The organism is Psychrobacter sp. M13 (genome assembly GCF_030718935.1).
Lineage (GTDB): Bacteria > Pseudomonadota > Gammaproteobacteria > Pseudomonadales > Moraxellaceae > Psychrobacter > Psychrobacter immobilis_G.
Genome location: NZ_CP132194.1, coordinates 2206025 through 2219929 on the forward strand (window position 1 = coordinate 2206025; position 13905 = coordinate 2219929).

Genomic DNA, 13905 nt, shown 5'->3' on the forward strand with positions numbered 1-13905 from the left:
GATATCCAGTGTTTACTTAGCCGCTTGCTCATCATAATATCTTTGAGCACCAGGATGTATAGGGGCAACCATACCATCTTGGGCTGTTGCTAAGCTGATATCATTAGCCGCTTGATGCGCAGTTTTTAAACCTTCTAAATTCTCAAATAAGGCTTTGGTTAATTTATAACCATCATCTTCAGAAATATCAGAACGTATTAATAAAGCATTCATGATAGCGGCAGTTGGAATAGCGGTTTCATTACCGTAAGTACCTGCTGGAATCTCAAAGCTTTTGAAATATGGTTTTGTTGCAATAATTTCATTTAATTTGTCTTGATTAATGGTGACTAGCTGCAGATCCAAGCCTTGCTCTAATTCTAGTAGCGACGAATTAGGTAACCCACTACTAAAAAATGCTGCTTCAATTTTACCCGCTTTCATAGCGTCAGCGGCATCAGCGAATCCTAGATAATCCACTGTAACATCATCATAAGTCAAACCAAAGCCTTCTAGTAGCGTGCGAGCATTGACCTCAGTACCAGAGCCTTGGTCACCAACGGCAATACGCTTCCCTCTCAAATCTTCGATATTCTTGATACCAGAGCTTTGGGTTGATACCAGTTGAACCACGTTTGGATACAGTACAGCGATTTGTTGAATATTGTTGATAGGAGTATCAAAGTTGTTTTCACCATTGACAGCATCAGTAACCACATCACTTAGCGCCAGTACCATATCGACTTTACCTTGCGTCAATAGATTGACATTTTCTACTGATGCACCCGTCGTCTGCGTTTTAGAATTAACCCCAAATGTTTGGGCATATATCTCTGCCAATGAGGTACCAATAATATTATAGGGACCCGATGCGCCACCCGTCGCTATAGTAACGAATTTAGTTTCAAGCGTATCAGCAGACACTGCAGCATCTACTGCCGTAGCATCCGTTTCTGAACTGGGCGATGAGCAAGCACTAAGCCCTAAAGTAACCCCTAGCATGACTGATAGTAGTAATGGGGATTTGAGGTGAGTAAGCGTTGTCTGGAACATTGAATTCATCCTTGAGTAATATTGGCTCTGTATGATAATAAAACAGATTAAAGTGCACACTGCAATACTATAGCAATATTATCAATGAATAAATAGCATTGTAATTTGGATCAACATTGAAAATTAAAACTACGTTATGGCTAAGAAATATGGCGCGCTAGCTGTTATCATTGACAATCAAAATTTTATGCTCTTCAAATGGAAAACCTTATGACTACCCCCGAAAACCAAGACCACAATCAAGACTCAGCGCAGCACTCTGCCGACATCGCCATCATTGGCGGTAGTGGTCTGTATCAAATGCAGGACTTAACCAATAAGCGTAGCATCAGTATAGCCACGCCTTATGGCAAGCCCTCTGATGGCATCGTATTGGGTGAGCTTAATGGCGTAACCATCGCTTTTTTGACTCGTCACGGTCATGAGCATAGATTGACCCCATCAACAGTGCCTTATCGTGCTAATATTTATGCGCTAAAAACGTTAGGCGTACGCTATATACTCTCAGTATCTGCGGTGGGCTCATTGCAAGAGGAGCTTAAGCCGTTAGATATGGTCGTACCTGATCAAATGATTGATATGACCAAACAACGCGCTAGTAGCTTTTTTGGCAAAGGCGCTGTCGCCCACGTATCGATGGCTGATCCTGTATGCCCTGCTCTCGCCGATATATTGACCCGTGCTTATAGCCAAGCCAATATTAGCGAAGGACAATGTCATGATAAGGCGACTTACGTCTGTATTGAAGGGCCGCAATTCTCAACTCGTGCGGAGTCAAATTGGTATCGTCAAATGAATGCCGATATTATTGGCATGACCAATATGCCAGAAGCCAAACTCGCTCGTGAAGCTAGCATCGCTTATGCCACATTAGCTTTGGTGACGGACTTTGATAGTTGGCATCCAACCGAAGAAGATGTCAGCGCGGATTATGCCATCCGAAATCTGAAGAAAAATGCTAATAACGCGCAGCAAGTGATTAAGCAAGCGGTCGCCTTAATTGCCGATGAGCAGCCAAAATCAATCGCCCATAATGCGTTAGCACAAGCATTAGTTACCCCTATTGACGCAATGAGTAGCGATGTCAAAACAAAGCTTGAAGCATTGTTACCTTAATTTCGAAATGATCTGTGCATAAAAAGAGCCAGCTTATACTTTGCTGGCTTTTTGCTATCGTACTTCATTAGTCTTAACAACAACCGCCTGCATTACTAGATTCGTTAACTATTGGCGTTATGCTTGTTTGCTGATTGGTTTGTTGGCCAGCTCCCTGCTGACCAAACGGTATTGGCTCACCACAGTTTTTGAAAATACCAAAATGCTGACTTTTATCACCGATAAATTCAAAATGAGGTGCAAATCTTGATTCTTTTATCATCTGATAGGTATTAGCGCAAACGGGGAATACACGGCCTGTCTCTATACTATGATGCTTATCCAAGTCAAAGCGTTGTGGTAGCTGCTCAATGGTGCCTTTATAAATCACTGCTTGCCCATAATCCTCACAAGCATCCTCAAGCTCTGCACTTTTAAATAGACGATAGGTCGCAGAGAAAAACTGAATGTTACCCAGTTTAGCCGATAATGTAGGATCAGTAATCTCTAGAGGACGGTCTTCAACCAGCCTTGGATCTAGAAATTGCGCATCGCGTGCTAAACGCTCAAAGTCCTTCCAGTATAATGCCCCACTTAGGCACTCTCCATATAGCACAGGATCGTTAATCAAATGCTGCGGAATACGACGATCCGCATAGACGTCTGAGAAATAAAACTCGCCACCTGGCTTTAGCAGACGCTGCACGCTCGCCATCACCGCCGCTTTATCCGTTGATAAGTTAATCACACAATTAGAGACGATAATATCAAAACTGTTATCTGCTAGGTTTAGCTCATCCAAAGTTTCAAGATAACCTTTTATAAAGGTGACATTATCATAGCCAAATTTATTGGCATGATACTCTTGATGCTCACGTGCAATGGCTAGTTGCTCATCTGTCATATCGATACCGACAACATGACCTGTGCTACCGACTAATTGCGCTAGCGCATAGACATCACGGCCTGAGCCACTGCCTAAATCCAAAATACGACAGCCTTCTAATAACGCTGGACACACTAACCCACAGCCATAGTAACGACTGAGTACGTCATCATGAATATTGGCAAGTAGTGGTTTTAGCCAGCTTGGCATGTTACTGATATCGCAACAAGCCGACGTCTTTAGATCAGCGGTACTTTGTAGTTGCTTGCCATAATAATCTTGTACCACGTCCTGCATAATCGTTTTCCTTTAAATATGGTAAGGGTATGAACAAAAACATCTTTAGCTTAGCATTCAATTAACCAACGTATAGTCTGCTAGCCAGCCTGTTGGTAAATACTGCAAGTCATCAGGCTCATCTATATCTGCTAATGGCTCTAACAACGCTAGCGACCAGCTCAAATCTTTTATGCGCTGTTTGGTCACGGCTGCAACATCGCTCACGCTCCATGTCATATTTGAAAACAGGTGCGCATTAGCTTGCTGTAATCCAAGTAATACATAACCCCCATCGAAAGCTGGAATCATAGATATATCATATTGCTCTAATTGCTGGGCAGCACTTTGCATTCTTTGGGCAGTTAGATCAGGGCAGTCGCTACCCGTTAATAGGACTTTATCGAAATTGGTTAATGCATTCTGACTGGCGGTTAACATACGCAGACCTAAGTCGCCTTGTGCTTGCGCTGACCATAATAATGACTTTGGCAAATCCAGCTCCTTCCAACAAAGATCCGTTGGGGCTGGACTAACACACATCTCAACCGTATATCCAGTGGCTAGCGCTTGCTCAACACTGTGCAACAATAGTTGCCGTGCCATACATGCCGCACCATCAATACCTAATGCTGGTTGCAAACGGGTCTTTGCCATGCCTTGTGCTGGGAATTTGGCAAAGATGATAATGCAAGTTTGTGGTTTTTGATTCATGATAGGTTCAGGTTCTTTTATTTATAATACCGCTGCTTAATACTCTCAGCCGACTCTCCGCGCCAGTAATCAAAGCGTAGCTGCCACATTAGCAGTATTGTCTGCCATGTGCCATGTTGCTGCCAACGCCTTGCCGAAGTAATGACTTTACTTGTTAGGCAAACAGGTTTAGCGATACCTTTTAAGCTTTTGCATAGCTCAATATCTTCCATTAACGGCTGTTTAGGGAAACCACCTAATTGTTCAAACAGCGCTTTGCTTATAAAAATAGCTTGATCGCCTGTAGCGATACTTGTCAGTCTTGAGCGACCATTCATCATAGCACCCACTAACCAGAGCATCGGGTTGCGACTGTCTAGCCGCACATTAAAACGCCCCCACTCACAATTATTATCAGCTCTTTTCATTGCTAATGAAATATCATTGATAGCAGTCATAGGTAACTGAGTATCCGCATGCAGGAACAACAATATATCGCCAGTCGCTTGCGCGGCGCCTGCATTCATTTGTACTGCACGTCCAGAGGGTGACTCAATAATTTGCCATCTTATATTCGATTTCTCACTGCTAAGAAAATCATTTATCAACACTTTAGCGACTGTAATTGAGCGATCAGTTGAGCCACCATCGACCATTATTATTTGCTGTGGCGCTGGATTTAGACTGCTAATATTTGCAAACAAAAAAGGCAGATTGTCTGCCTCGTTGAGTATGGGAGTGATGATAGAAACGGTGTTCATATTTAGCGACATTGCCTCTATTTTTTATTACCATTATTTTTTATTTAAGTTCCAATCATAATTAGTATAGCTAATTTTGGTCTTACCGCTCTTTAAGTCAGCCGTTTGAGACTTATTAAGACCTAGTGATGAGCTATAACGACCTAAAAAACCTTCTAAGTCTTTAGTACCGCGCCAATTGGTTTCAAAGTCCTCTTTATACCATTTGAATATTGGCGATACCTCAAGGGTACTGCCCTTTAGACGGTTACGACTGCTATCGGCTAGGAACTTACTAGTGACTTGCTCTAGCTGCTTATCGAGCTTACTAGCTGTAAAGGCATCATCTAATAACGCTGGGCAACCGATGCTAGCGCAGTTGACGGCAAAGTGAATACGAGGTTCGTTATAGCGCTTAGAGCCACGAATGAGATTATGCTCGATATCATCAAGCGAGCGCGTTTTACCTAATAATGAAATGAAGTTCTGTTTCCAAGGTGAGCCAAATACGCCGCCGATATCCTTGATCGATTTGATACCTGGGTATTTAGTTAAGACCAGCTCAACGGTACCTGCGTTATAGACATTGATCAAAAATGCCAGTTGCTCATCCTTGCTCCATTTATTGAACTCAGACTGACTGACTTTACTAGTGGCGGCCATATAGCTATCGAGCTTGGCTTGATCCGCTTTCATGCCAGCGTAATTGACTACAGAAGCCTTACCGCCGTTAGTCATCGTGACATTTTTATTAAGTAAACTATCCCAGCTACTGTGGTTAAAGTCGGCAAAGGCAGCCGTGCTGGATAACAAGATAGCGGCTGCAATGACAGGCTGTACTAGTAAGCCTTTAATTGAGCGCTTAGCAAAACGTTGGGTTGATCTATTCGATATTGACATAATCTTAACTCCGTTTAAATTTATGGAATTTTTCTACCCAAGTTAAAAGCTTTTCGGGTGCATGATTGCGTTTCCACTCTCCTGCCACGTATTTATTAGCTTCACTCATAGTAGGATAGGTATGAATAGTGCCAAGGACTTTGTTGAGTCCAAGGTTATGCTTCATAGCGAGGACGTATTCGGCAAGTAACTCGCCAGCGTGATTACCGACGATAGTCACGCCTAATATTTTATCTTTATTGGGTACCGTTAATACTTTGACCCAACCTGTCGCTTGGCTTTCAGTAATCGCACGATCCAGATCGCTGATATCGTAGCGCGTGACTTCATATTTGATATTTTTCTTATTGGCATCGATCTCATTCAGGCCAACGCGCGCGACTTCGGGATCAATAAAAGTGACCCAAGGAATTACCCGATAGTCCGCTTTGAACTTTTTAAACGTGCCAAACAGCGCATTAACTGCCGCGTACCAAGCTTGATGCGCGGCGACATGAGTAAACTGATAAGGGCCTGCCACATCGCCTGCCGCTAAAATATTAGGAAATTTGGTCTCAAGGTAATCATTGGTGACGATGGTCTTTTCGGCATCGATGCCCAGATTATCCAGTCCATAGCCGGTCAGCCGCGACTGCCGACCCACTGCTATAATTATCTCATCAAACTCGATAGCAGACTCAATACCGTTGTGTTTAAGCGTTAAGCGGTTACTGCTCTGTCCGTCAGCCTCAATATCAGTACTGACACGTTCGCAACGCACTGCATCATGCTCAAGTAGTACTCGTACCCCATCAGCTTCTAGGCAAGCCTTGGCGTACTCTGCTACCTCTAGGTCTTCTTTATTGAGCAGTTGCTCGCCACGCTGTACCTGTGTCACCTGCGAACCTAAGCGCGCAAAAGCTTGCGACAACTCACAGCCGATAGGGCCACCACCGACAATCACTAAGCGTTTAGGTGGACTTGACTGATGACTGAGCTTTTCCCATAAGTTATCACTGGTTAAATAGTCGATATTTTCTAAGCCTTCAATAGGTGGAATAAACGGCTTACTACCTGCCGCAATAACGATACTACGAGTGCTTACACGTTGAGTGCTGTTTGTGTCATTAGCATCATTACTAGCGATTTCTATCGTCCACGGATCGATAATCGTCGCATAACCTTTGATGACATCAACGCCAAGATCGGTATAGCGCTCGACACTGTCATTGGGTTCTATAGTGGCAATGATTTTATGAATACGTGCCATAACTGATTTAAAATCATACTCAGCTTCTACATTTTGCAGACCGTACTTTTCACCATGGCGCATGCTATTGGCCACTTTAGCGCTTTTGATTAGTGATTTACTGGGCACACAGCCATAATTCAGACAATCACCGCCCATTTTATGCGCTTCAACTAGTGTGACTTTGGCCTTAACCGTAGCCGCGATATAAGAGGAGACTAAACCTGCTGCACCTGCGCCTATCACGACCATATTGCGATCAAAAGATTTGGGCTTGCTCCAGCCTTTATAGACTTGACGCGCTTTATACCAGTTGAGTGCTTTTTTGGCGATTAACGGGAAGACAGCTAGTAGCGCAAATGAGGCAAGCAATGTCGGTGAAATAATATCGCCAAGACTCTCAATCTGCGCCAGCTGTACCCCAGCATTGACATAAACAAAAGTACCTGCCAGCATGCCGATCTGACTCACCCAGTAGTAAGTCCAAGTCTTGATATTAGTGAGACCCATCAAGATATTGACTAAGAAAAATGGAAATAACGGTAGCAAGCGTAAGGTAAATAAATAGAAGCCGCCGTCTTTTTCGATACCCGCATTGATGCTATCTAGCTTACTGGCAAACTTGCTTTGGAAGCTTTCTCGCAACAGGTACCGCGCTGCAAGAAAGGCAAATAACGCGCCAACACTAGAGGCAAATGAGGCTAGCAGCAGACCCCACCATAGCCCAAACAAAGCGCCTGCGAGCAAAGTCATTAATGCGGCACCAGGTAATGAAAACGCAGCAATAAGTACATATGCTAAGAAAAATAGTCCACCTACCAATAGTGGAGATTCATTGCGCCACTCGTAGAACTGCCCTAGACGTGCTTGAATACCTTCCAAGGTTAATAAATCGTTAAAGCCAAATAAGAAAAATCCAGCAACGACCAAAACGACCACTAGGACAATGAGTACCTTTTTCATGCGTTGTCCTTTATAAAAAACATAATTAAAATTTTGTGAACTCATTTAAATAGATTAAATGCTATTTTTTAAACTTGCGCTTGTGCCTCAACTTCATCGAGAGCGCCGCCACAGCTACTACCTTGCCCTGCGGTGCAGCCGTAACAGTGGTCACCAATAGCAATCTCATCACCACGCGGATTTTGAGTTAATAAATCGCTTAACTGTCGGCGTGATTTATTCGGTACGGCAATCTCTAACTGCTGATTAAAGTCGCAATCGAATAGCTCCCCGAGCCAATTAACGCTAATAGTCTCGCGGCACATCACGTCTTTTAGATTGGCAGCGACATAATTGTCCTTTAGCAAATCCATATAAGGATGAAATTCATTCTTGGCGAGCAATACCGCGCCAAAGCGTTGAATCGGCATATTGGTTAGCGCAAACAATTGATTAAACTCAATATCGAAGTGCTCTTTTAATTCGCGCTTATAATCGGCCTCTAGCTGCTGCTGATCAGGCGGTAGTGTCGCGCCTTGCGGGTTATAAACTAGATTTAACGTCAAACCGGAGCCTTCTCTGCCGTAACCCTTTCCATAACCTAGGGCATTAAGCTTATGCAATCCTAAAATACTGTCATCAAACGCGCCTTTACCGCGCTGCTTATCGACGTTCTCTAGCGAATAGCAAGGTAGAGAGGCGACTACTTCGACTTGATTGTCTGCCAAAAACTGCGCCATATCTTCATAACCTTCTTCCATAAGGATAGTAAGATTACAGCGGTCAATGACGGTGACACCCATATCGCGTGCAGATTTGACTAAATATTTAAAATCATCATGCATCTCAGGCGCGCCGCCCGTTAGATCTAACGTATCAATATTTTGTGCTTGCAGAACTTGTGGTATTAGCTCAACCAGCTCGCGTGACATCATCTCAGTACGGTACGGGCTAGCAGCCACATGACAATGAACACAGGACATATTACATAAATAGCCCATATTGACTTGCAGCGTCGTCAACGCGCGTCGTTTGATAGCAGGAAAGTCGGTGAATTCAAGCAGCTCAATAGTAGATTTCATAATAATTTAGAATCCTTTCATTCATTCGTTCATTTACTTTTTCATTTAGCTTGCTTATTACTTATAAAATCTTGCTCTATATAGTTTATCTAATCAATAATACAGTATTGATTATAAATATTTATGATTAAAAACGTTACTTTTTCTATCTAGATGAATATATTTACCGATTAGCTGACTTAACAAAACGCTTATCAATGTGTCGTTTAAGAGTCCAAACCCAGCGCCCCTGAGTGCTGTATTTACCCCAACTACCAATCGCATATTTATCACCGCAAGATAATAAATAAAGCGTACGATTTTTGGGTTTATATCTCTTTAAGGGCTTATCTGCCAAATACGCTAATAAGTTATCAGCCTCGACAGCACCACCGAATACCGCATGTACTCCTGAGTGTGCCATATCTTGATCGACACGAGTGGCTACATCACCAACGGCAAATACATTAGAATGAGAGACGCTTTGCTGCGTCTCATTTACTGCAATAAAACCATCATCTACCGTTTGCAGATCGGTATAATCCGTCCAAGCCGAACCTGTCACACCAGTAGCTGCTATCACCGCATTCATAGACAAGGCATCGGTATTCGTATATAGCTGACCCTCGCTATAGCCTTTTGCTTTAGAATAAATGATTTTGACGTTGTGGCGCTCAAGCTGACCGATAACTTTTTGTCGAAAACGCTCATTAAAGCTCGGTAATAAATGATCACCACAAACTAAATAGGCTTGATAGTTGTTATTGTTATTGTTAATGCCATTGATTTGTTGCAACCTATATTGCGCCGCTAATACCAGCTCCACTGCTGCCGCGCCTGCCCCAACGATTGCCAAATGATACTGATCGGAACCCTTAGCGTCTGCAATAATCTGCTGCCAACGCTCAACGAATGGATAGATTGGACGAATAGGGATAACTTTTTTAGAGATATCAGCTTGCTCTTGATCATTATTCAGCCAGCGTATATCCGTATCGGCACCGGTATTTAGGGATAACAAGTCATAATCAAAGGTATTGTTTTTAGTCGTGCTCAGTGAAGACGAATCAGCCTCTACTTTAGCTAATTTTTGCTGAATAAAGCGCACGCCAGCCCTTTTACATAGTGACTTAGCATCAATACTGATATCGGCAAGACTATAATGACCCGCCATCCACCCAGGCAACATGCCTGAATAAATCGTTTGTGGCTGCTCAGTGACTAAGGTTATCTGTAAATTGTTCAGGCTATTTAAGCGATTCTTGGCATCAATAAGCTGACGTAGCAAACCGATATGAGCGTGACCTGCTCCTACTAGTAATAGTTTTCGTGGTAGCGACTTTTGTGATGGTGGCTTCGGTGATGGTGAGTTTTTCATAAATAATGCTTTTATTCGTTTAAAAGAGTGGTTCAATTCTGTTGAAAAATATAATCGGTTAAGATTAAACCATAAGTTAATATAATTTTGGGTCAGTCTATTGTACGATGCTAGGGCGTGTTTGATAATTTGGTTACTTGACAACCGTCTCAAGGATGAATCTGTAAGCTTTTTAGCAAATCAATCAGTAGCAAAAAACTTATTTAAACCCACCTTTTTGAGCGTGGCACTGCTCGCTATAGTCGGGTGCAGCCAGATCGCTGATACGACAGCAGAGACTCCCAAAATTACGGCATTAAGCGAACCTACAGAGGGTTCAGACTCATCAGCCGTCGTTTATTACAATGGCGATATCATTACTATGGAAGGTGATAAGCCGCAAATGGTTGAAACGGTAGTGACTAAAGGTGGCAAAATTGCTTACGTTGGTAGCCTAGATGAGGCGCAATCGAAATACGCTAATGCCGCGCAAGTCGATCTCAAAGATCAAACCTTATTGCCAGGCTTTATCGATCCGCACAGCCATTTTGGCATGGTGTCCAATACGGTAGGACAAGCTGACCTCAATCCGCCACCTGTCTGCAAAATCGATAGCATCGACAAGATTCTCGCGGCATTAAAGGCTTATAAAAAAGATAACAATATCGCAGATGGCGAATGGATATTCGGTTGGGGTTACGATGAGACGCAATTAGCGGAAGATCGTCATCCGACCAAGAATGAGATCGATAGCGTACTGCCTGACAATCCTGTCTATCTGCAACATACCAGCGGTCATATGGGCGTGGCAAACTCCAAAGGCTTAGCCGAAATGGACATCACAGCCGAGAGTAAAGCACCAGAAGGTGGCAATATTGCCCGAGTCAAAGGCTCAAATGAACCTAATGGCCTAGTACAAGAAACCGCGATGTATCCCTTCGTGCGCAATTTGCTAGAAGTGCTAGCACCCAAACAAGCCGAGTTTTTTGATCGAACGCAAGACTACTACGCTGAGAATGGGGTTACCACTGCGCAAGATGGCTCGACCACCCGTGATGCCATTAAGTTCTTTTAATCACAAGCAGATGCAGGCAAGCTCAAAATTGACTTAGTATCCCTAGCTGGCGTTAGCGACTTAGATGAGAATTTAGCCGATAATGACTTTGTCTGGAAAAACTATCAAAACGGCTTCAAAGTACAAGGGACTAAGATTATCGCTGACGGCTCACCGCAAGGTAAGACCGCCTACTTTAGTCAGCCGTATCTAGCACCAGTGCCTGATTGCGATAGTGACTGCAAAGGGTCTTTAACCGTAGGTAAACTCGCTGACTTGGTTATTTTGGACGCCAATCCATTAACGATTGAGCCAAGTAAGCTAAAAGACGTCAAAGTGATGCAGACCATTAAAGAAGGTAAAACGATTTATCAGCGCTAATACGATAGAATAGATAAAAACAGCTATAATCGTTTGAAAGATGGTTTATAGTCCTATCTATAGAGACGTAACTATAACTCTTTTTAAATTTTATTGATTGCAAGATTTTAGGAATCTTTTATGAGTACAACCGAGCAAATCACCTCCTCAGATAACAGTCATTATCTGCATCATACCTTTTTTGAGCCCGCTGCTAAGCCCGCGGATACTACAAAAGATAGCAAAGTAAAAGCAACACTGCTTATCGTGCATGGTATGGCAGAGCATAGTGGTCGCTATACTGAATTTGCCCAGTTTTTAGCAGACAATGGTATCGCTGTTGTTACCTATGACCAGCTAGGTCACGGGCAGACCGTCAAGTCAGAAGATGAGCTGGGGTTTTTCGGTCATGAGCATCCGATGCAGTCGTTATTAAAAGACGCTATCATCATGGCGGATAGCATCAAGTCGCGTCACCCTGATGTGCCACATTTTATTATGGGTCATTCAATGGGTTCGTTTATCGTGCGTACGGTGCTCAAGCACCATTCCCATGACTTTTCAGGGGCGATCCTTATGGGCACAGCGGATACTAACCCTCTCATCAAGCTCATATTACCTGTCAATAAAATACTGGCAAAGGCCGCTCCCAAAAAGCCTAATACGCTATTTGCTGAGACGATGAATAAGCTACTCAATAGTAAACTACTAGATCGCAGCTCATCATCATCTTTCGCTTGGTTAAGCAAAAACGAAGCTAATATCGCCGCGTACGAGGCCGATCCCCTTACGGGTTTTGAATTTACTAATAATGGCTTTTTGACTTTATTTTCATTGATGCAATCAGGGCTGAATAAAGGTTGGGCAACTACCTTTAACCAAGACTTTCCACTGCTATTTGTCAGCGGTAAAAACGATCCTATCGGTAATATGGCTCGCGGTATACGTGCTGTGGTTAAGCGCTTACAAAATCAAGGCTTTAGCAAAGTGAGCAGTCAGCTGTATCCTAATATGCGTCATGAGCCCTTACATGAGCAAGAAAAAACTATCGTTTATCAAGATATTTTAAACTGGTTAGACGAAGTAAGTCACTCAGAGTAAGCCCTTATTCTATGACGCAATTTGCTAAAGACGGCTAAATTAGCGACAATAAGCCTGCATTTAGTCAAAATTTTACTTAATAACTTTTCAAGGATTTTTATGTCATTACAACAGACCATCGAACAAGCTTTTGAAAACCGCAACGAGTATAGTCCAACTACCATGCCACAGGATGTACGTAGTGCTATCGAGCAAGTGCTTGAGCAGCTAGATAACGGTAGCTTGCGAGTCGCTGAAAAGAAAGATGGCGAATGGGTTGTCAATCAATGGGCCAAAAAAGCGGTTTTATTATCATTTCGCCTAAATGACAATTATGTTCAAGCCGCTGGTGACCACGTACAGTTCTATGACAAAGTACCGACTAAGTTTGCTGACTGGACTGAAGCACAGTTCAAAGAAGCTGGCGTGCGCGTCGTACCGCCAGCAGTCGCCCGCAAAGGCTCTTACATCGCAGCAGGCGCAGTACTAATGCCGTCTTATGTCAATATCGGTGCGTATGTCGATCAAGGCGCGATGGTAGATACTTGGGCGACGGTTGGCTCATGTGCGCAAATCGGTAAAAACGTCCATCTATCAGGCGGTGTCGGCATCGGTGGTGTATTAGAACCCTTACAAGCCAACCCTACTATTATTGAGGACAATTGCTTCATCGGCGCGCGCTCTGAGATCGTTGAAGGTGTGATCGTTGAAGAAGGCGCGGTCATCTCTATGGGCGTCTACATTGGTCAATCAACCAAAATTTACGACCGTGAGACGGGCGAGATTCATCGTGGTCGCGTGCCAGCAGGCTCAGTAGTAGTGCCTGGTAGCTTACCTTCAGAAGATGGCACACATAGTTTATATGCTGCTATCATCGTCAAAAAAGTCGATGCGCAAACCCGTGCTAAGACATCAGTTAATGAGTTATTACGTTTGGCGTAGTTCAAATTAAGATAAGTCATAGCTGATTATCAAAAGGTACTTAGATTATTCTAAGTACCTTTTTTTTAGACGAGGACGCTGCTTTCATGTTATAAAGGCGAAATATCAGATTAAGAGCGCTAATCTGCAACCGTTTTACTTGGCTTAGAATAGGGTCTGTTGAACATTCACAAGAGGGCACTGCTGATAGCTAAAATGGTTCTAGTCTAAGTAAAAATTGCAGGTAATGCAGATGCCTTAGCTAGCTGATTTTAGTTAG

The 13905-nt window shown here is 43.2% G+C and carries 13 protein-coding genes; 5 read left to right on the forward strand and 8 right to left on the reverse strand.

Going from position 1 to position 13905, the window contains the following annotated elements; genetic code table 11:
• Positions 1 to 12: 12 nt before the first annotated feature.
• Complete coding sequence (locus tag Q9G97_RS09220; protein WP_305898565.1) at positions 13 to 1032, reverse strand: TAXI family TRAP transporter solute-binding subunit; 1020 nt, start codon at positions 1030 to 1032, stop codon at positions 13 to 15.
• A gap of 210 nt (positions 1033 to 1242) precedes the next feature.
• On the opposite strand from Q9G97_RS09220, the gene mtnP reads away from it, so the two are divergent.
• Positions 1243 to 2148, forward strand: a complete 906-nt coding sequence (mtnP, locus tag Q9G97_RS09225; protein WP_305898566.1) for an S-methyl-5'-thioadenosine phosphorylase — start codon at positions 1243 to 1245, stop codon at positions 2146 to 2148.
• Positions 2149 to 2221: 73 nt separating this feature from the next.
• On the opposite strand, the gene Q9G97_RS09230 is transcribed toward mtnP, so the two are convergent.
• From Q9G97_RS09230 to Q9G97_RS09260, 7 genes are all read right to left on the reverse strand, one after another.
• Positions 2222 to 3310 (reverse strand): methyltransferase domain-containing protein, encoded by a 1089-nt coding sequence (locus Q9G97_RS09230; RefSeq protein WP_305898567.1) that lies wholly within the window; start codon positions 3308 to 3310, stop codon positions 2222 to 2224.
• A gap of 57 nt (positions 3311 to 3367) precedes the next feature.
• On the reverse strand, positions 3368 to 4003 hold the full coding sequence (locus Q9G97_RS09235; protein WP_305898568.1) for a TIGR04282 family arsenosugar biosynthesis glycosyltransferase: 636 nt from the start codon (positions 4001 to 4003) through the stop codon (positions 3368 to 3370).
• Between the two features lie 17 nt (positions 4004 to 4020).
• Positions 4021 to 4743, reverse strand: a complete 723-nt coding sequence (locus tag Q9G97_RS09240) for a TIGR04283 family arsenosugar biosynthesis glycosyltransferase (RefSeq protein ID WP_305898569.1) — start codon at positions 4741 to 4743, stop codon at positions 4021 to 4023.
• Between the two features lie 33 nt (positions 4744 to 4776).
• Positions 4777 to 5622: a DUF547 domain-containing protein gene (locus tag Q9G97_RS09245; protein WP_305898570.1), complete on the reverse strand. Its 846-nt coding sequence runs from the start codon at positions 5620 to 5622 to the stop codon at positions 4777 to 4779.
• 4 nt (positions 5623 to 5626) lie between these two features.
• Positions 5627 to 7813, reverse strand: coding sequence for an FAD-dependent oxidoreductase (locus Q9G97_RS09250; RefSeq protein WP_305898571.1), 2187 nt, complete (start codon positions 7811 to 7813; stop codon positions 5627 to 5629).
• Positions 7814 to 7881: 68 nt separating this feature from the next.
• The gene (gene arsS, locus Q9G97_RS09255) at positions 7882 to 8874 is read right to left on the reverse strand and encodes an arsenosugar biosynthesis radical SAM (seleno)protein ArsS (protein ID WP_305898572.1); all 993 of its coding nucleotides are present in this window, start codon (positions 8872 to 8874) and stop codon (positions 7882 to 7884) included.
• Positions 8875 to 9037: 163 nt separating this feature from the next.
• Positions 9038 to 10231 (reverse strand): FAD-dependent oxidoreductase, encoded by a 1194-nt coding sequence (locus tag Q9G97_RS09260; RefSeq protein ID WP_305898573.1) that lies wholly within the window; start codon positions 10229 to 10231, stop codon positions 9038 to 9040.
• A 121-nt stretch (positions 10232 to 10352) separates the two neighbouring features.
• Between Q9G97_RS09260 and Q9G97_RS09265 the strand changes: the two genes are divergently transcribed.
• The 4 genes from Q9G97_RS09265 (at position 10353) to dapD (ending at position 13646) form a co-directional block, all read left to right on the forward strand.
• Positions 10353 to 11285, forward strand: coding sequence for an amidohydrolase (locus Q9G97_RS09265; RefSeq protein ID WP_305898574.1), 933 nt, complete (start codon positions 10353 to 10355; stop codon positions 11283 to 11285).
• A gap of 198 nt (positions 11286 to 11483) precedes the next feature.
• Positions 11484 to 11645, forward strand: a complete 162-nt coding sequence (locus tag Q9G97_RS09270) for an amidohydrolase family protein (RefSeq protein ID WP_305898575.1) — start codon at positions 11484 to 11486, stop codon at positions 11643 to 11645.
• A gap of 120 nt (positions 11646 to 11765) precedes the next feature.
• Positions 11766 to 12725 carry a lysophospholipase gene (locus tag Q9G97_RS09275; protein ID WP_305898576.1) on the forward strand — a complete coding sequence of 320 codons (960 nt, stop codon included), beginning with the start codon at positions 11766 to 11768 and terminating at the stop codon, positions 12723 to 12725.
• A 99-nt stretch (positions 12726 to 12824) separates the two neighbouring features.
• Positions 12825 to 13646, forward strand: a complete 822-nt coding sequence (gene dapD, locus Q9G97_RS09280; RefSeq protein WP_201569699.1) for a 2,3,4,5-tetrahydropyridine-2,6-dicarboxylate N-succinyltransferase — start codon at positions 12825 to 12827, stop codon at positions 13644 to 13646.
• Positions 13647 to 13905 lie beyond the last annotated feature (259 nt).

What these genes read in the sequence shown, in the direction of transcription:
- Q9G97_RS09220 (WP_305898565.1), bottom strand. Translation starts at nt 1,032, where the DNA reads ATGTTCCAGACAACGCTTACTCACCTCAAATCCCCATTACTACTATCA.
- mtnP (WP_305898566.1), top strand. Translation starts at nt 1,243, where the DNA reads ATGACTACCCCCGAAAACCAAGACCACAATCAAGACTCAGCGCAGCAC.
- Q9G97_RS09230 (WP_305898567.1), bottom strand. Translation starts at nt 3,310, where the DNA reads ATGCAGGACGTGGTACAAGATTATTATGGCAAGCAACTACAAAGTACC.
- Q9G97_RS09235 (WP_305898568.1), bottom strand. Translation starts at nt 4,003, where the DNA reads ATGAATCAAAAACCACAAACTTGCATTATCATCTTTGCCAAATTCCCA.
- Q9G97_RS09240 (WP_305898569.1), bottom strand. Translation starts at nt 4,743, where the DNA reads ATGAACACCGTTTCTATCATCACTCCCATACTCAACGAGGCAGACAAT.
- Q9G97_RS09245 (WP_305898570.1), bottom strand. Translation starts at nt 5,622, where the DNA reads ATGTCAATATCGAATAGATCAACCCAACGTTTTGCTAAGCGCTCAATT.
- Q9G97_RS09250 (WP_305898571.1), bottom strand. Translation starts at nt 7,813, where the DNA reads ATGAAAAAGGTACTCATTGTCCTAGTGGTCGTTTTGGTCGTTGCTGGA.
- arsS (WP_305898572.1), bottom strand. Translation starts at nt 8,874, where the DNA reads ATGAAATCTACTATTGAGCTGCTTGAATTCACCGACTTTCCTGCTATC.
- Q9G97_RS09260 (WP_305898573.1), bottom strand. Translation starts at nt 10,231, where the DNA reads ATGAAAAACTCACCATCACCGAAGCCACCATCACAAAAGTCGCTACCA.
- Q9G97_RS09275 (WP_305898576.1), top strand. Translation starts at nt 11,766, where the DNA reads ATGAGTACAACCGAGCAAATCACCTCCTCAGATAACAGTCATTATCTG.
- dapD (WP_201569699.1), top strand. Translation starts at nt 12,825, where the DNA reads ATGTCATTACAACAGACCATCGAACAAGCTTTTGAAAACCGCAACGAG.